This is a genomic window from Flavobacterium ranwuense, from assembly GCF_004349315.1.
Classification (GTDB): domain Bacteria; phylum Bacteroidota; class Bacteroidia; order Flavobacteriales; family Flavobacteriaceae; genus Flavobacterium; species Flavobacterium ranwuense.
Genome location: NZ_SMLH01000007.1, coordinates 94141 through 113163, shown reverse-complemented (window position 1 = coordinate 113163; position 19023 = coordinate 94141). Strand labels below are relative to the sequence as shown.

At 35.3% G+C, this 19023-nt stretch carries 11 protein-coding genes and 3 tRNA genes; 8 read left to right on the top strand and 6 right to left on the bottom strand.

Going from position 1 to position 19023, the window contains the following annotated elements; genetic code table 11:
• Positions 1–154 precede the first annotated feature (154 nt).
• From E0I61_RS12220 to E0I61_RS12200, 5 genes are all read left to right on the top strand, one after another.
• Complete coding sequence (locus tag E0I61_RS12220; RefSeq protein WP_205728757.1) at positions 155–3220, top strand: SusC/RagA family TonB-linked outer membrane protein; 3066 nt, start codon at positions 155–157, stop codon at positions 3218–3220.
• Between the two features lie 24 nt (positions 3221–3244).
• Positions 3245–4726, top strand: a complete 1482-nt coding sequence (locus tag E0I61_RS12215; RefSeq protein WP_132071737.1) for a RagB/SusD family nutrient uptake outer membrane protein — start codon at positions 3245–3247, stop codon at positions 4724–4726.
• A gap of 84 nt (positions 4727–4810) precedes the next feature.
• The gene (locus E0I61_RS12210) at positions 4811–5875 is read left to right on the top strand and encodes a glycoside hydrolase family 130 protein (RefSeq protein ID WP_132071735.1); all 1065 of its coding nucleotides are present in this window, start codon (positions 4811–4813) and stop codon (positions 5873–5875) included.
• Positions 5868–7160, top strand: coding sequence for an MFS transporter (locus E0I61_RS12205; RefSeq protein WP_132071733.1), 1293 nt, complete (start codon positions 5868–5870; stop codon positions 7158–7160). The genes E0I61_RS12210 and E0I61_RS12205 overlap by 8 nt, the downstream gene beginning before the upstream one ends.
• Positions 7161–7269: 109 nt before the next feature.
• The gene (locus E0I61_RS12200) at positions 7270–8991 is read left to right on the top strand and encodes a glycoside hydrolase family protein (RefSeq protein ID WP_132071731.1); all 1722 of its coding nucleotides are present in this window, start codon (positions 7270–7272) and stop codon (positions 8989–8991) included.
• A gap of 123 nt (positions 8992–9114) precedes the next feature.
• Here the strand turns inward: E0I61_RS12200 and E0I61_RS12195 are convergent, their stop codons facing one another.
• From E0I61_RS12195 to E0I61_RS12180, 4 genes are all read right to left on the bottom strand, one after another.
• Positions 9115–9492, bottom strand: coding sequence for a hypothetical protein (locus E0I61_RS12195; RefSeq protein WP_132071729.1), 378 nt, complete (start codon positions 9490–9492; stop codon positions 9115–9117).
• Positions 9493–9664: 172 nt separating this feature from the next.
• Positions 9665–9738, bottom strand: a tRNA-Arg gene (locus E0I61_RS12190).
• A gap of 22 nt (positions 9739–9760) precedes the next feature.
• Positions 9761–9835: transfer RNA gene (locus tag E0I61_RS12185), tRNA-Pro, on the bottom strand.
• Between the two features lie 18 nt (positions 9836–9853).
• Positions 9854–9937, bottom strand: a tRNA-Ser gene (locus E0I61_RS12180).
• Between the two features lie 230 nt (positions 9938–10167).
• Between E0I61_RS12180 and E0I61_RS12175 the strand changes: the two genes are divergently transcribed.
• Positions 10168–11346, top strand: coding sequence for an acetyl-CoA C-acyltransferase (locus E0I61_RS12175; RefSeq protein ID WP_131995178.1), 1179 nt, complete (start codon positions 10168–10170; stop codon positions 11344–11346).
• 72 nt (positions 11347–11418) lie between these two features.
• Positions 11419–12180: a C40 family peptidase gene (locus tag E0I61_RS12170; protein ID WP_132071727.1), complete on the top strand. Its 762-nt coding sequence runs from the start codon at positions 11419–11421 to the stop codon at positions 12178–12180.
• 56 nt (positions 12181–12236) lie between these two features.
• On the opposite strand, the gene E0I61_RS12165 is transcribed toward E0I61_RS12170, so the two are convergent.
• Positions 12237–13508, bottom strand: coding sequence for a tetratricopeptide repeat protein (locus tag E0I61_RS12165; RefSeq protein ID WP_131995184.1), 1272 nt, complete (start codon positions 13506–13508; stop codon positions 12237–12239).
• 48 nt (positions 13509–13556) lie between these two features.
• Complete coding sequence (gene gyrA / locus E0I61_RS12160; protein WP_132071725.1) at positions 13557–16178, bottom strand: DNA gyrase subunit A; 2622 nt, start codon at positions 16176–16178, stop codon at positions 13557–13559.
• Between the two features lie 262 nt (positions 16179–16440).
• On the opposite strand from gyrA, the gene E0I61_RS12155 reads away from it, so the two are divergent.
• Positions 16441–18987, top strand: coding sequence for an ATP-dependent Clp protease ATP-binding subunit (locus E0I61_RS12155; protein ID WP_131995190.1), 2547 nt, complete (start codon positions 16441–16443; stop codon positions 18985–18987).
• Positions 18988–19023 lie beyond the last annotated feature (36 nt).

The window sequence follows — 19023 nt, the reverse complement described above, 5'->3', positions numbered from 1 at the left end:
TTTGATGAAATAGTGTACACCTTTTTTTGTACTCTGAAATTACTTTTATAAAATGATTTTTGAATCAAAAAAAACCATTATTGCATTTAATTAACCAAATTTTTATTAACATGAAAAAATTAACTCAAATTATTAATAAATTTAACACTTCACTATGATGAGAAAAAATATCATTTATAATTTAGTTCTATTAGGAATAATTTTATCAGGGAGTATCATGCATGCCCAAACCGTTAAAGGTGTTGTTTCGGATAGTAGTGGTCCATTGCCACAAGTAAATGTTACTGTCAAGGGAACAGCTATAAATACCGTAACTGATTTTGATGGTAATTTTACAATTAACAAAGTAGACTCTAATGCTGTTTTAATTTTTAGTTATATAGGATATTTAACCAAAGAAATTCCGGTAAAAGGAAACAGCATTATCAATGCAATATTAACTAGTGATTCACAAAAATTAGATGAGATAGTTATTGTAGGGTATACCAGTCAAAAGAAAGCTTCCATAACTGGAGCAGTTAGTACCGTTGATATGGATGATTTATCCAAAACAAGGGTTGCCGATGTAGCTCAAGCCTTGCAAGGACAGATTGCCGGTGTTTTTGTAGCTGCCAATACTGGAGCTCCTGGTGATGGGATAAAATTACGTATTAGAGGAGAAGGTACACTTGGAAACAATGATGTATTGTATGTTATAGACGGAGTTCCTACCCGTGATATTTCTTTCCTTAATCAATCGGATGTGAAAACAATGACTGTATTGAAAGATGCTGCTGCAGGTGCTATTTATGGATCTAGAGCTGCAGGTGGTGTTGTTTTGATTACGACTAAAAATGGAATAAAAGGGATGACCAGTTTTGATGTTGAGATGTACTCAGGAATACACTTTGCCACTAATCTTCCTAAAATGTTGAATACGGATCAGTACTTAACGGTAAAAGATCAGGCTTGGCATAATACAGCAGGAAATGCGGCATCGGCTATTAGTCCTTATGCAGCAGACAGAAACAGAACCGACTTGGCCAATACCGATTGGCAAGATGAGTTATTCACTACAGGGATATCTAAAAATTTCCAAGCTTCGGCAAGTGGAGCTTCTGAAAACATGCAATATTTAATTTCGGGAGGTTATTTTGGACAAGACGGTATTGTGGTAGAAGACAATGATAAATACCAACGGTTTAATTTTAGAACAAACGTTAATGCGGATATTTCCAGTCGTTTTAAAGTGGGTACCAATGTACAGCTGAGCTACGCAAAACAAGATAAATTATCTTCCAGCGGTGATGCTCCTGGAGTTATACGTAATGCATTGATTCGTCCGCCGGTTTTGGGAGTTTATAAAGATGTAAATGATCCAACGTATTCTCAAAGAAATCCATATACTGATTTACCTTTTTATACCGGTCCAAATGATGGTTGGAGCAAAATTTATGAATATGGTTCAAACCCAATTGCCATTGTTAATTTTACGGATGATAAACGCAATACATTCCAAACCTTTGGAAATTTATACGGAGAGTATACTTTCTTAGGCGATAAATCTTTGAAATTCAAAAGTAATTTAGGTGTAGATATCAAATTTTCTCATAACAAAAATTTTAGTGAAAATTTTGGTGATGCTAATATCAATGACACTTCTAATCAATATTATGGTTTGGGAAGAAACAATAGGCCTAATGGTTTAGATGAAAATAGAGGTCAGGGAATGACATTTACTTTTACGAACACATTGAATTATGTTAAAACATTCAAAGAATTGCATAGCGTAAATGCATTGCTTGGCATGGAAAATATCAATAGCAAAGAGGCAGCAATAGGTGGTAGCAGACAAAATTTTGACAATACTACAGATCCTTTTAGATATCTTGATTATGGAAGTACAACTAATGCTTTCAGTTCAGGATCTGCAAGTAACTGGAGTTTGTTATCTTATTTTGCTTCTGGGACTTATGGATATGACAACAAATATTTTGCTACTGCGACAATGAGAGCGGATGCTTCTTCTCGTTTCGGTCCTAACAATAAATGGGGCTATTTTCCTTCGGTTTCTGCCGGTTGGGTTGTTTCTAAAGAAAATTTTTTGGAGAAAGCAGATTGGATATCTAATTTGAAATTGAGAGCAAGCTGGGGCCAAGCCGGAAATCAAGAATTACCAAATAATGCTTACGAAACATTGGTATCTTCTACAGGAGGAGTTGTAAATGTAGTACGTTATGGTAATCCAGATTTGAAATGGGAAACTACTACGCAAACTAACTTTGGAGTTGATTTAGGAATCTTGAATAACAAATTGACTTTTACAGCTGATTATTTTACAAAAACTACCGATGATATTTTATTAACCGTGGGCTTACCTGCAGTATCAGTGGGAGTTATAGAAAGAACTTACGTAAATGCTGGGGAAGTAAACAATAAAGGACTTGAATTTGGAGTAAATTTTCAAAACAACGACCATGAGTTTAAATACGGTATAAATGCAAACATTGCTACGCTAACAAACAAAGTGAACAAACTTCATGAATTTGTAAAAAATATTTCTGACGATTTTACGCATACTAAAACAGAAGTTGGTCAAGCAATAAGTTCGTATTATGGCTATCAATTTGATGGTATTTATCAAAATACAGGTGAAGTTAGTTCTCATTTATTTTCAAATACTAATGCAACTCAACCTGGGGACATTAAGTTTAAAGATATAAATAGTGATGGACAAATAAATGCTGATGACAGAACTTTTATTGGAAATCCAATTCCAAAAGTAACTTACGGTGTCAATTTTAATGCGAGTTACAAAAACTTTGACATCTCTTTCTTATTGCAAGGAGTAGAAGGGGTAGATCGTTACAATGATTTGAAACAAATCTTAAATTATGATAGCCGTCCGTTCAATTCTACAACCGCCGTATTGGATAGCTGGAATGGTGAAGGAACAAGTAATACAACTCCTCGCGTTACTTTTAATAATAATGGTGGTGGTAATGTTTCTAGTGTTTTTGTGGAGGATGCTTCTTATTTGAGATTGAAAAATTTAGAAATTGGGTATACTTTTAATAAATCTGCTCTTGGTATAAAAGACATGCGTTTGTACGCGTCAGGTCAAAATTTATTTACAATAACTGACTATACAGGCTTAGATCCGGAATCTACTTCGTTGATTGACAAAGGAACATATCCTCAATCTAGGTCGTTTATTTTTGGAGTAAGAGTTAAACTTTAAATAAAAAATTAAAAAATATAAATTATGAAAAATTTATTTAAAACCGGTATTCTAATGAGCTTGATGGTATTGGTAAGTTGTGAAGATGCGCTTACACAAGAGCCTATCGGATTAACGACTTTGGACCAGGCAAACAGCACTCCAACATTAAATACAGTAGAAAGTTCTGTAAACTCTTCTTATCAACTGCTCTCAAACCGATTGAACATATTGGCACAATGGGATTGGGGCGGAGGTCTTGTTTTTCAAAATGATTACATCATGCAGGATATCGCATCGGATGATATGGAGAAAAAATGGGCTTCAGATGGTGATCAGCCCTGGATGGACGAAATCAACAATTTCAGTTACACTTCAACCAATGGTGGTCCAAACGGATTATGGAAATATAACTATGAAGGGATTAAAAGACTAAATATTGCGATTGAATTATTAACAAAATCGGATATTGAAGCTATTACGGGAATTACTACTGCCAGAAAAAACCAATTGCTGGGTGAGGCATATTTCTTAAGATCGTACTACTATTTCTCTTTGGTTAATAATTTTGGGGATGTGCCATTAATTTTAGCTCCTGTAAAAACATACCAGGAAGCTTTTGATGTTGCAGTGAGAGCTGATAAGGCATTGGTTTGGGAAAGACTTAAAGCAGATTTAGTTTTAGCAAAAGGATTATTGCCAAACAGTAAATATTCGTCTACTCCCGAAAAATGGAGAGTTTCTAAAGGTGCTGTGATAGCACTTCAGGCAAAAGCCGCTTTGTATACTGAAAAATGGTCAGAAGTCGTAACTTTAGTTGACGAGTTAACACCGCTTGGATATAGCTTAAATGCCAATTATTTCGATAATTTCAGTACTTCTAAAGAGTATACAGATAATGAAGTCATTTTTTCTTATGACCATCAAACCAATACAACTCCAAGAAAAGGTAATGGAATTTGTGCTCCTTTAGGATGGGGATTTTTTGCTCCAAGCGCCGATTTCTTAAATTCATTTGAACCAAATGATCCGAGAAAACTTTATACAGTAGATGCAGCCAATCAGAATGTAAATAAAATTCTAGGAACTCTAGATGGTGGCAATAAAGGAAATGATGATGCAGTTACTAATAAAGTATACATGCGTTACGCAGATGCCTTACTTTGGAAAGCAGAAGCACTAAACGAAACCGGAAATTATTCAGGAGCGATTGCTATAATCAACCAAATAAGAAATAGAGCAAGAACTACTGTAACAACTACAGGCGGAATTGCACCAGTTGGGACTTTGCTTAACAGACTACCTTCTACAGATAAAGCGACTATAAAAGGCTGGTTGATTTCAGAAAGAAGAGCAGAACTTGGTTTCGAAAATCAAAGAATGCTTGATTTAAAAAGATGGGGAATCGCAAAAGCTGTTATGACCGCACACGGGAAAAATTTCCAAGATAAGCACATGTTGTATCCAATCCCTCAATCAGAAATTGATGCATCAGCCGGAACTTTGAAACAAAATACCGGATATTAATATTCCAAATAAAGGTTAACCCAAATTTACTCTAATATGGATTTGAGTTAGCCTTTTAAATTACAATAAACATTACTAAGAAGTATGAAAGATATAGCAAAACGTTTTACAGAAAACCCTTTATTATCACCGGCAGATATACCTGCCAGTAGCGAAGGCTTAGAAATTACCTGTCTTCTTAATCCAGGGGTATTTAAATTTGAAGGTAAAACTTGGCTTTTAGTCAGAGTTGCAGAAAGACCTGAGCAAAAAAATAATATAATTTCTTTTCCCATATTAACGGAAACAGGTACTATTAAAATTATTGAGATTCCAAAAGATGATCCTGAATTAATAGCAACCGACGCAAGAGTAATTAATTATAAAGGAGTTGATTATTTAACAACATTATCACATCTTCGATTGTTATGCAGTGAGGATGGTCGCCAATTTTATGAACCTGAGAATTATCCGCCATTAGTTGGTGAAGGGATCCTAGAAACATTTGGTATAGAAGATTGCAGGGTGGCTTTGATAGATGGGAAATATTATCTGACTTTCACTTCGGTATCAGATAATGGAGTAGGTGTTGGTTTGCGTACGACTACTGATTGGAAAGACTTTGAAAAACACGGTATGATACTACCAGCGCACAATAAGGATTGTGCCATTTTTGAAGAAAAAATTAATGGTTTGTTCTATGCTTTACACCGTCCGAGCAGTGTTGATATTGGTGGAAATTATATTTGGATTGCTTCTTCACCCGATGGGATTCATTGGGGGAATCATCATTGTATCATTAAAACAAGAAAAGGACTTTGGGATAGTAAAAGAGTTGGTGCCGGAGCTGCTCCCATAAAAACAGATAAAGGCTGGTTAGAAATTTATCATGGTGCCAATGAAAATCATCAATATTGTTTGGGTGCATTTTTAATGGATTTGAATGATCCTACAAAAGTAATTGCAAGAACAGAATTACCAATAATGGTCCCTACGACAGAGTACGAATTAAGCGGTTTCTTCGGAAATGTAGTATTTACAAACGGTCACATTCTAGAACCAGATGGAGATACGGTTACAATATACTACGGCGCTTCGGATGAATTTGTTTGTGGGGCTAAATTTTCTATTAAAGAAATCTATTCACTTTTAAAATTTAGCCATGTTTAAAAAAATCCAAACTGAAATTGATCATTTTCAAAGTCAGACCCATAATTTTCGCATCTTAATTTTTACCAATCTGGTTTATGCTTTGGTGTTACCTGTAATCGATATTTTCGTGGCAGCATACATCATGAGAAACTCCAATGACACTTCTAAAGTGGTTATTTATCAATTGGCAATTTATACTGGGATTCCGCTTACTTTTATATTGAATGGCTTTCTGTTGAAACATTTTAATATTCGTAAGTTATATTCCTTAGGAATGATGATGAGTGGCGTTTCCATGATTATCATGATGTCATTCAAAATATTGGATTTAACTGGAATCGGAATTGCCGGAATCACGATGGGTATGTCTTTTGGATTGTATTGGTCAAACCGCGACTATTTGGCATTGGCTATTACAAATGATAAAAATCGTAACTATTATTACGGTTTAGAGACTTTTATCTATACCATAATAGCTATTGTAATCCCAGCAACAATCGGTTGGTTTATTCAGTCGAAATCAGGGGAAGCAGAGAAACACGATGCCTATCTCATCATCACAGGAATTGTTTTCGCCATTACTATTTTGGCTTCCGTTGTTTGTTTCAGAGGTAAATTTGAAAACCCAGTGCAAAAGCAATATATCTTTTTCAAGTTTCATCCGCTGTGGTACAAATTATTGTCTTTGGCAACCTTCAAAGGTTTGGCACAAGGATTCTTGGTAACCGCTCCAGCTATGCTTATTTTTAAATTATTGGGAGAAGAGGGCGCCTTGGGGAGTGCACAATCTATAGGAGCAATTTTGGCGGCTATTATCATTTATTTCATCGGGCGCTTTTCTAAGCCGTCTGACAGAATAAAAACATTTGCCGCAGGACTTATACTTTTTGCTTTGGGTGCATGTTTAAATGGATTCTTTTACAATAAAACAGGAGTGATTATATTCTTATTGCTATTGCTAATTGCCAAACCATTAATGGATTTAGCCTACTTCCCTATTCAGTTAAGAGTCATAGATATTGTTTCTCATATTGAAAAAAGAGGTGAATTCACCTACATATTGAATCACGAAGCTGGTTTATATGTTGGAAGACTTTGCGGAGCCGGAACATTTTTGGTTTTGTATTACACCCTTTCAGAAGATTTTGCTCTCCGTTATGCCATAGGTATTATTGCGCTTTTGCAATTGTGTTCTATTTACATCAGTAAAAAGATCATTGTCGAAGGGAATATACTTTCTCCAGAAAAAGAAGAGTCTATTGATATTAAAGCTTTAGATCAAGTGGCAGAGCACATCGTGTAGTAATAAAAATTGATTTTTGATTAACGATTATTATTCGCTATCGTTCAGGTCAAAAATCGTTAATCTTCATTCTAAAATCTAAAACAGTTAATCTAAAATCTAAAATCCAATGAAAAAAACTTATTTTAAAATCGCCATTGCGGGTCTGCTGTTTTTCACCATCAATACAGAAGCACAAGTAATCCAGAAAAAAATAGCTCGTGTAGAGCAAATGCCCAATATTCCTGCTCAGCTAGAAATCATCGATTATAAAAAATTAGCACTTGATTTTGATAAAACAGTGTTCGATTTTAATGCCAAAGGCAAATATTGGCCATTAGTTTGGATGGACGATAGCCAGAAAAATTACCCTCAAACCGTGGTGGGATTATATACCGCCATAGCAGATGTACGTCAAGGAACGAACAACAAAGGAATGTTCCACGAAGCTCTAGCCACTATGGGTGCCACATTAGGTGCAACTTTGGTAGGGATTGACAAAAGAAATCAGCAAGACCTGAATTATGTTGGGATGACAAAAAATTATTTCAACAGCGAAACCAGTTGGGACATTATGATGAATAATACCTGTCCCGAAGTAGCCTTACTGGGTGGCGGTTACGGTCGTGACTGGTGGTATGATGTATACCCTAATTTATTGTTTTATGCCATATATGACAAATACCCAAATGAGCCCGGATTAGAAAAAATGGCTAGAAAAATTGCCGATAAATTTTATGAGGCCGATGTAGTATTGAATGGGAATTATGACTATTCCTTTTTTGATTACGCCAAAATGAAACCCATGAAGAACTCCATATGTGCACAACCTGATGCCGCAGCTGGACATGCTTGGGTTCTATACTCTGCTTATAAAAAATTTGGCGATCCTAAATATTTAAAAGGAGCAAAAAGTGCCTTGGCTGCTTTAGAATCACAAAAGATAAACCCAACGTATGAATTATTAATGCCGTTTGGAGCTTACTTATCAGCGAGAATCAATGCCGAAGAAGGGACTCACTATGACACGGATAAGATGCTGGGTTGGACTTTTGACGGAACCGCTATATGCCGCGAAGGTTGGGGTGTATTGGTAGGAAACTGGAATGGATTCGATATTTCAGGTACCGTTGGAAGTACTGTTGACCATGGTGGTTATGGCTTTTTGATGAATACTTATGATATGGCTTGGCCAATGGTTCCGATGGTACGCTACGATCAATCGTATGCCTCCGCTATAGGAAAATGGATGTTGAACGCAGCAAATGCCTCCCGTTATTTTTATCCGCAGTACATGCCAGATGAGCACGAAACCATCCCGCAATTAGCTAGCGCAGGAAAAGGGGTAATTGCCTATGAAGGAATTATCAAAAAATCGAATTACGACAAGTATTCTTATGTTGAAGCTCCAGTAGCACAAGGTGATGGACCTCTTTGGGTACTGGGACAAAATCCTGAAGAATCTCAGCTAAGTGTTTATGGTAGTGGTCATGTTGGAATCTTTGGGAGTATTATTAAAACAACCGATGTTGACGGAATTTTACAATTAAACTTATTGGCAACCGATTTCTTCCATGATAAAGCGTATCCTTCGTTCTTGTATTACAATCCGTATAATGAAACTAAAACGGTAACTATTACTGTTGAAAAAGGTAAAAAAGTAGATTTATACAATACGGTTTCTGGGACTTTTGTAGCTAAAAAGGTTACCACTTCCGCTAAAATAAAAATTGGAGCGTTGAACTCTGCTGTAATTGTATGCGTACCCGCTGGAGGCAAAATCAAATACAAAGGGGCAAAAATGCTCGTTAATAATATTGTAGTAGACTATAACTCACAAACCCAGAAATAAACCTTAAATACCACAATTTATTCCTGGTAGCTGTCTAGTTTTAATTTAAAATTAGGCAGTTGCTTTTTTTAAAATCTATCCTATATTCTTGAATAGACCATAATAAATCATCTTTTTATAACTCTATGCTATACAGCTATGAAAAAGAAACAATTTAAAACAACCATAATCATCTCCATAATCGGAATCACGGTAGTAGTTACTTATTTGCGTTTCATTTTTACAGGAAAATCCAATGACAGTAATCAGCTTATCTGCATAATCCAAAAATCCAATTTGCGAAAAATCTATCGCTAACATATCTTGATACGTTTTTTCGACATCAACAATACCGCTCAAAATCAATTTTCGTGCTCTGATTTTCAACTCCATTATAATAGGAGCCAAAATATCATAATCCGGATGTTTACTTGAAATCGTTTTTCCGTCGGTAATAAAATGATTCGCTTTACAAAAAGTAATTGTTTTAGATTTACGTTTGTTTTGGTGCGCAATTTCCACTAAAGGATACCATCTTGATTTTCTTTTCGAGAGGTAATAAGCTTGATTTCAATTTTCATGTTTGTGATTTGTTCGTGAAAATGTCGCAAAATGTTGCGTTTTGTTGTTGTAAATTAAGAAACGCAAAAATCATTAAACGCAAAAAACCCACTGAAAACAGTGGGTTTTGTTGTGAAGGCAGAAGGATTCGAACCTTCGACCGCCTGCTTAGAAGGCAGGTGCTCTATCCAGCTGAGCTATGCCTCCATTGCTCATGTAAAAAAATTAGTCGGGGTGGCAGGATTCGAACCTGCGGCCTCCTGCTCCCAAAGCAGGCGCGATAACCGAGCTACGCTACACCCCGAAAAGCAAAATTATAAAGCGGAGGGACAGGGACTCGAACCCTGGCACCGATTGCTCGATGACAGTTTAGCAAACTGCTCCATTACCACTCTGGCACCCCTCCAAGCTCAAAGAAACGTGTCCTGTTTTGCGGTTGCAAATTTAAGACATCTTTACGTTTCTCACAACTATTTAAAGTCTTTTTTTTAATATTTTTTATCATTTTTACAAAAACAGTTCACAATCAAATATATAGAATAAAAATAAATTTAAAAAAAGATAATGACAAAATCAAAATTTGAAATTGTTTAAAAAAGATTAAATTTGCTACATAAACCAACATTATAAAAAGTCATGAACAAAAGAGTTGTTATCGTTTCTGCCGTTAGGACACCTATCGGAAGTTTTATGGGGGGATTATCTACAGTTACTGCTCCAAAATTAGGAGCAATCGCTATTAAAGGTGCTTTAGATAAAATAAAGTTAGATCCGAATTTAATTGATGAAGTATTCATGGGCAACGTTGTCCAGGCTGGCGTAGGTCAAGCTCCTGCTCGTCAAGCCGCAATATTTGCCGGTTTACCAAATTCCGTTGCCTGTACCACAATAAATAAAGTATGTGCTTCCGGAATGAAAGCAGTTATGTTAGGTGCACAAGCTATTCAATGTGGTGATGCCGAAATTGTAGTTGCCGGAGGAATGGAGAACATGAGTCTGATTCCACATTACTTGAATTTAAGAAATGGAACTAAATTTGGTCCTGCAACCATGATTGACGGTATGCAGAAAGACGGACTTACTGATGCTTACGATAACAGCGCTATGGGAGTGTGTGCTGACTTATGTGCTGCAGAATATAATTTCACCCGCGAAGATCAAGATAACTTCGCAATTCAATCGTATGAGCGTAGTGCTAAAGCATGGGATTCAGGGAAATTTGATAATGAAATTGTTCCTGTTCCTGTTCCACAAAGAAAAGGAGATCCTATCATAGTTTCTAAAGATGAAGAATTCACAAATGTGAAATTAGATAAAATTCCATCACTAAATGCCGTTTTTACAAAAGACGGAACTGTAACTGCCGCCAATGCATCAACAATAAACGATGGAGCAGCAGCAGTAATATTAATGAGCGAAGAAAAAGCAATTTCACTAGGACTAAAACCTTTGGCTTATATTAAAGGGTATGCGGATTATGCTCAAGAACCAAAATGGTTTACCACAAGTCCTGCAAAAGCACTTCCTAAGGCATTAAAAAAAGCAGGATTATCCATTGATGATGTAGACTATTTTGAATTTAATGAAGCTTTTGCTGTTGTAGGCTTAGCCAATGCTAAAATTCTAGAATTAGAAAACGATAAAATAAATGTAAACGGTGGTGCTGTATCTTTAGGACATCCACTAGGATGTTCTGGTGTTCGAATAATTGTTACCTTACTAAACGTTTTAGAGCAAAATAACGGTAAAATTGGTGCCGCAGCAATTTGCAATGGCGGTGGCGGTGCTTCAGCAATTGTAATTGAAAGAGCTTAAATAATTATAAGTTAAGAGTTATAGGTTTAAAAAACTTATAACTCTTAATTCTTAACTCATAAAAGAACCTAAATGTTCGGAATTTGTAACCTGGCCATAATCCCACTCCGCTTTGAACCCAGTGATAGAAGCGAAATCGTTTCTCAAGTTTTATTTGGTGAACATTTTGAAATTTTAGAACAACTGAGACAATGGTCCAGAATCAGAATGCAATATGATGATTATGAAGGCTGGATAGATTCCAAACAACTACAACTGATTTCCGAATCTAGTTTTAATCAGTTATCTAACGAAGCCATCATTCTAAATGCTGATTTAATAGAATACATTACGGCACCAAATAATGTATTGATACCAATCCCGCTTGGCTCTTCTCTATCTTTTATACATCATAATGATATAAATATCTCAAACTTTGATTTTGAAGGGACTAAAACTAGTGGAGAGAAAACTAAAGAAAGCTTAATAAATACTTCATTTATGTACTTGAATGCTCCTTATCTTTGGGGAGGAAAAACTACTTTTGGTATTGATTGTTCCGGATTTACTCAAATGGTGTACAAACTCAATGGATACAAATTATTACGAGATGCTTCTCAACAGTCAACACAAGGAGAAGCTTTAAGTTTTATTGAAGAAAGTGAACCTGGAGACTTAGCCTTTTTTGACAATGAAGAAGGTAATATCATCCATGTAGGAATAATAATGGCCGATAATTATATCATTCACGCCAGCGGAAAAGTGCGAATTGATCGGCTGGATCATTTAGGAATATTTAATGCCGATACAAACAAGCATACTCACAAATTACGGGTTATCAAAAAAATAATATAAAAAAAGCCTATCCAGAATAATATTCGAGATAGGCTTTTTTAAATTTAAAAATAAAACTATTGAATCTTAGCTTTCAATGCTTTGTATTCTGCAGTCATTTCTAATGCACTGTAAACTCCTAAAAGAGTTTTCGAAACATCAACATTTTTAGGATCTAATTCTACTGCTTTTTCAAGATAAGGAATTGTTGCTTTAAAAAGATCTTCTCTTTTCTTTTTCAATTCATCATAACGCTTCATATCCTTTGTAGACGTTCCAAGTTTGTTCATTTCATCAATGATTACTTTCTCATTTTCTAATTTCAAGGCAGCTAAATTGATATACCCATTAATATATTTTGGGTTAATTTCTAAAACTCTTTTATAATATTTTTCAGCATCTGCAACATTTTTAGCATTTGCACTTAATACTCCCAAGTTAAAAATCAAATCAGCATCATTAGGATTTTTTTCCAATACTTCAGCAATAAGCTTTTTGTACATTTCAAAATCCTTTGTTTCCAAGTAAAGATTAGCTTCTGTTAAAGTCAAAGAAGTATCCTCCGGATTTGCTTTTCTTGCTTCAGAGATTGCTTTTTTAGCTTCTTCCGTTTTACCTTTTTCAACTAAAATCAAAGCCATATTTTTATAAATTTCACCCCTTTTAGAAGAAACAGTTTCCGTTCTTGGTTTTTCATGTGTTCCCATTTTCACCATTCTGTCTCTTTCTTGAAGCGTGATAAAAAAGTCTTCTTGACTTGTTAATTTATTAACCGCAAAATAACTAGTTCCTTTTCCAGAATAGTTTAAGGTTTTTAAATCATCATACAATTTAAGCGCTGCATCATAATCTTTAGCATTTACATAAGTAGAAGCCGCGTAATATAAATTGATAGTGTCTTTTTTATCTAACAAATAAGCGTCATATAATTTTTTAGCACTATCAGAATGCTTATCTACTTTCGAATCAGCAATTGCACCATTAATCAATTTGAATTTAATGTCTGTAATAGAAACTGCAGCTTGAGTTGAAAATTTCACTTTTCCAGAAGTTTTTTCAACAGCAATTAAATCTTGGTATGCTTTTGCAGCAAGCGAAAGATTGGTATTTGCATCAACATTTTTATTTGCTAAATCCAATAAAGAATTTCCTTTTACAAAGAAAAATTGTGCTTTCTCAGCATCTGGAGCATTAGCTATTAAAGATTCCGCCTCCATCAAAATGGTTACTGCTTCTTGAGATTTACCAGCTTTCAAGGCTTTTTCAGCGGCTTTAATTTGATCTTTTTGAGCAAAAGTAGCTACTGATATCAATAATGCTGATGCTAGTAATACATATTTACTTTTCATAATATTCTATTTTTGTTTAATAATTATTCTTGGTTTTCCAATTTTTATTTATGCTTCGTCATCATCTTCTTCTTCTTCTTCAGCCTCATCATTAGCTTCATCTTCTTCAGAATCGTCCTCGTCATCATCTTCAGCACCTTCTTCCTCAAGAACTTCTAAGACCGGTTTCACTCTTTCGATAGCTTCTGTTTCGATGACATTCCCATCTTCATCAACAACAACTTCATTTACATCGTCTTTCATTACTTTTGTAACCGCTGCAATCGAATCGTTTCCTTTAATATTAATCAGTTTCACACCTTGTGTAGCGCGTCCCATAACTCTTAAATCTTCCACAGCCATTCTGATAGTCAATCCAGATTTGTTGATAATCATTAAATCATCAGCATCTGTAACGGCATTTATCGAAATAAGTTTCCCTGTTTTCTCGGTAATATTTAAGGTTTTAACTCCTTTTCCACCACGATTTGTAATTCTGTATTCGTCTAGGCTTGAACGTTTTCCGTAACCGTTTTCGGCAACAACTAAAATTTCACTGCTCATGTCATTAACAGTAACCATGCCAATTACTTCGTCAGTATCGTCTTTTAGTGTAATTCCACGTACTCCAGAAGCTGTTCTTCCCATTGGACGGGTTTTAGTTTCTTCAAAACGAACTAATTTACCAGATTTCACAGCCAAAATAATTTGACTTTCGCCATTAGTTAATTTAGCTTCCAATAATTCATCGCCTTCTTTAATCGTAATTGCAGCAACACCATTTACCCTTGGTTTAGAATATTTCTCTAAAGAAGTTTTCTTAACCTGACCTTTTTTAGTCACCATAATCAAATTATGACTTTTGATGTATTCTTGGTCTTTTAAATCTTGAGTACAAATAAACGCTTTTACTTTATCGTCACTTTCAATATTTACAAGATTTTGGATTGCTCTACCTTTAGCGGTTTTACTTCCTTCCGGTATTTCATAAACACGCATCCAGAAACATTTTCCTTTTTGAGTAAAGAACATCATATATTGGTGATTCGTTGCCACAAACATGTGTTCTAAGAAATCTTGATCTCTTGTTCCTGCACTTTTTTGACCTACTCCTCCTCTATTCTGAGTTTTGTATTCCGTAAGATTCGTACGTTTAATATAACCTGCATGCGAAATCGTAATAACTACATTTTCATCAGCAATTAAATCTTCAATGCTTACATCTCCTCCTGAATATTCTATTACAGAACGGCGCTCATCTCCATATTTCTCACGAATTTCAGTTAGTTCTTCTTTAATCAAGGCAATTCTCAAGTTTACATCCGCTAATAAAGCTTTCAAATGCTCGATTAACTTCATGATTTCATCGTATTCTGTTCTTAACTTATCTTGTTCCAGACCTGTTAATTGTCGCAAACGCATTTCTACAATGGCACGAGATTGAATATCTGATAATTTAAATCTTTCGATTAATTTTTCTCTGGCTTCTTCGGTACTTTTTGAAGCTTTGATTAAAGCAATTACTTCATCAATATTATCCGAAGCGATAATCAAACCTTCTAATATATGCGCTCTTGCTTCCGCTTTTTTTAATTCAAATTGCGTTCTGCGAGTCACAACATCATGACGGTGTTCGATAAAATAATGAATCAAATCTTTCAGATTCAACATTTGCGGACGCCCTTTTACAATTGCAATATTGTTTACACTAAACGAAGATTGTAATTGTGTAAATTTATAAAGCGTGTTTAAAACCACGTTTGGTGTCGCATCACGTTTTAAAATATAAACGATACGCATCCCGTTTCTATCGGATTCATCTCGAATATTTGCAATTCCATCAATTTTTTTGTCATTAACCAAATCAGCTGTACGCTTAATCATATCGGCTTTGTTGACTTGATAAGGAATTTCAGTAACGATAATACATTCTCTTCCGTCAACCTCTTCAAAACCTACTTTAGCACGCATTACAATACGTCCTCTACCAGTTTTGAATGCTTCACGAACCCCTTCATACCCATATATAATACCCCCAGTAGGAAAATCCGGGGCTTTGATATGCGTCATCAATTCATCAATCTCAATATCATTATTATCCATGAAAGCCAATGTACCATTGATCACCTCGGTTAAGTTGTGAGGCGGCATATTGGTAGCCATACCTACCGCAATTCCTGTTGCCCCATTTATTAATAAGGTAGGAACACGAGTTGGCATAACTGTTGGCTCTTCTAGCGTATCGTCAAAATTTAATTTAAAATCTACGGTTTCTTTATCTATATCTGCCAGGATTTCTTCCGAAATTTTTCGCATTCTAGCCTCTGTATAACGCATTGCTGCAGGACTATCCCCGTCCACAGACCCAAAATTACCCTGGCCATCAATCAATAAATAACGCATGCTCCATTCTTGAGCCATACGAACCATGGCATCATAAACAGAAGTATCACCATGAGGGTGGTATTTACCCAGAACTTCCCCGACAATTCTTGCGGATTTTTTGTGGGCTGACCTCGAGTTAACACCCAAATCATGCATTCCAAATAGTACTCTTCGATGTACTGGTTTCAAGCCATCTCTAACATCTGGAAGTGCTCTTGATACAATTACCGACATCGAATAATCGATATAGGCCGTTTTCATTTCATCTTCTATGTTAATAGGAATTAACTTTTCTCCTTCAGACATAAGTTGTTATATTAAAAAATTATATTAGTTTCAAAACGTGCCAATATACGGCTTTTTGAAATTTTTCAGCCTATTTCATTATACTTATTTCAATGATTTATTAACAAAATTAACTTCGCTTTTGGTTAATAAATTAAGGGAAATTTAACTTTAAAATCATTATTATTTTTGTCTATTAGCTGACACCACTTCTTAAGGGAATGGTTTTTGTTTTTGAATCACTAATTCACTAAATTTACAGTACCAAATTACCAATAATATTATGGATGATAATTTTTCACCAAGAGTAAAAGACGTTATTACTTACAGCAAAGAAGAAGCTTTGCGACTAGGTCATGACTTTATAGGAACTGAGCACTTAATGCTGGGTATCTTAAGAGATGGTAATGGGAAAGCAATTCAAATATTGAACAACCTATCTGTCGATTTAGATCATTTACGCAGAAAGGTAGAGATTCTAAGCCCTGCAAGCCCTAGTGTAGAAGTTAATGTCGAAAAGAAAAACCTACACCTGACACGCCAAGCAGAACGAGCGCTTAAAACCACTTTTCTGGAAGCAAAAGTATTTCAAAGTTCGTCTATCAGCACAGCGCATTTATTGTTGTGTATTTTAAGAAATGAAAACGATCCAACAACCAAGCTATTGAATAAATTAAAAATTGATTATGATATAGCTAAAGAACAATATCTAAACATGACTCCAAACGAAGAAGATTTTACAGAAAATTTGCCACGAAACGAATCATATAATGACGATTCAGGACAAGATGACAGTCTAAAAGAAGGAACTTTCAACAATCCAGCCAATAAATCAAATAAAAAATCCAAAACACCTGTTTTGGATAATTTTGGAAGGGATTTAACTGAAATGGCCGAAGAAGGAAAACTAGATCCTGTTGTGGGACGCGAGAAAGAAATTGAACGCGTTTCTCAAATTTTGAGCCGTCGTAAAAAAAATAATCCTTTACTTATAGGTGAACCGGGAGTGGGAAAATCAGCTATTGCCGAAGGTTTAGCGTTGCGAATTATTCAGAAAAAAGTATCTCGTACTTTATTCAATAAACGTGTCGTTACCTTGGATTTAGCCAGCCTTGTTGCAGGTACAAAATACCGTGGCCAGTTTGAAGAGCGCATGAAAGCGGTAATGAACGAACTTGAAAAAAATGATGATATCATTCTTTTTATAGATGAAATTCACACTATTGTTGGCGCTGGTGGCGCAACAGGCTCACTCGATGCTTCTAACATGTTCAAACCTGCATTAGCTCGTGGAGAGATTCAATGTATTGGTGCTACAACATTAGACGAATACAGACAATACATAGAAAAAGACGGAGCATTAGAAAGACGTTTTCAAAAAATAATCGTAGAACCAACTTCTGTTGCAGAAACAATTACCATTTTGAACAACATCAAAAACAAATATGAAGACCATCACAACGTTACGTATACACAAGAAGCAATCGAAGCGTGTGTAAAATTAACCGATAGATACATGTCCGAACGTTTCTTGCCGGACAAGGCTATTGACGCATTAGACGAAGCAGGTTCAAGAGTTCACATTACCAACATTGAAGTTCCTAAAGAAATTTTAGATTTGGAACGTCAATTAGAAGACGTACGTGAATTGAAGAATGTTGTTGTGAAAAAACAAAAATATGAAGAGGCCGCTAAACTTCGTGATGATGAAAAACGTATTGAAAAAGATTTAGCCATTGCTCAGGAACAATGGGAAGAAGACGCAAAAAACAACAGGATTGAAGTTACTGAAGACAATGTTGCCGATGTCGTTTCTATGATGAGCGGAATACCCGTAAATCGTATAGCTCAAACTGAAAGCAACAAACTAGCTAAATTGCCAGAACTTATTGAAGGTAAGGTGATTGGACAAAGAGAAGCTGTAATGAAAATCGCTCGTTCTATTCAAAGAAATCGTGCCGGATTAAAAGATCCGAATCGTCCAATTGGTTCTTTTATTTTCTTAGGTCAAACCGGTGTTGGTAAAACCCAATTAGCGAAAGTATTAGCGAAAGAGTTATTCGATTCTGAAGATGCCTTGATTCGAATTGACATGAGTGAATACATGGAAAAATTTGCAATCTCTCGTTTAGTTGGAGCACCTCCGGGATATGTAGGATATGAAGAAGGTGGTCAATTGACAGAGAAAGTCAGAAGAAAACCATATTGTGTTGTCTTATTGGATGAGATTGAAAAAGCACATCCTGATGTTTTCAATATGCTATTACAAGTTTTAGATGATGGTTATTTGACAGATAGTTTAGGTCGAAAAATTGATTTCAAGAACACTATAATTATCATGACTTCGAATGTTGGAGCCAGACAATTAAAAGATTTTGGACAAGGTGTTGGTTTTGGAACTGCTGCCAAAGTTGCTCAGGCTGACGATAATTCGAAAAGCATCATCGAAAACGCATTGAAAAAAACTTTTGCTCCTGAATTCCTTAATAGAATTGACGATGTAATTGTATTCAATGCTTTAGAAAAACATGATATTGATTTGATTATCGAAATCGAATTAAAAAAATTATTCGCTCGTGTAGCTGAATTAGGCTACCAATTGAATCTTTCTGACAAAGCAAAAGCTTTTATTGCAGAGAAAGGTTTCGATAGACAATTTGGCGCCAGACCATTAAAAAGAGCCATTCAAAAATATGTTGAAGATGCCCTTGCAGAAGAAATTATCACTTCGAAAATTACTATAGGAGATGAGATTTTTATGGATATCGAAGAAGGCTCACAAGAATTAACTGTGCAAATTCATAAAGCTGGGGAACCAACAAATCCTTAAATTTATAACCAATTATAGCAAAATAGACCCGTTACG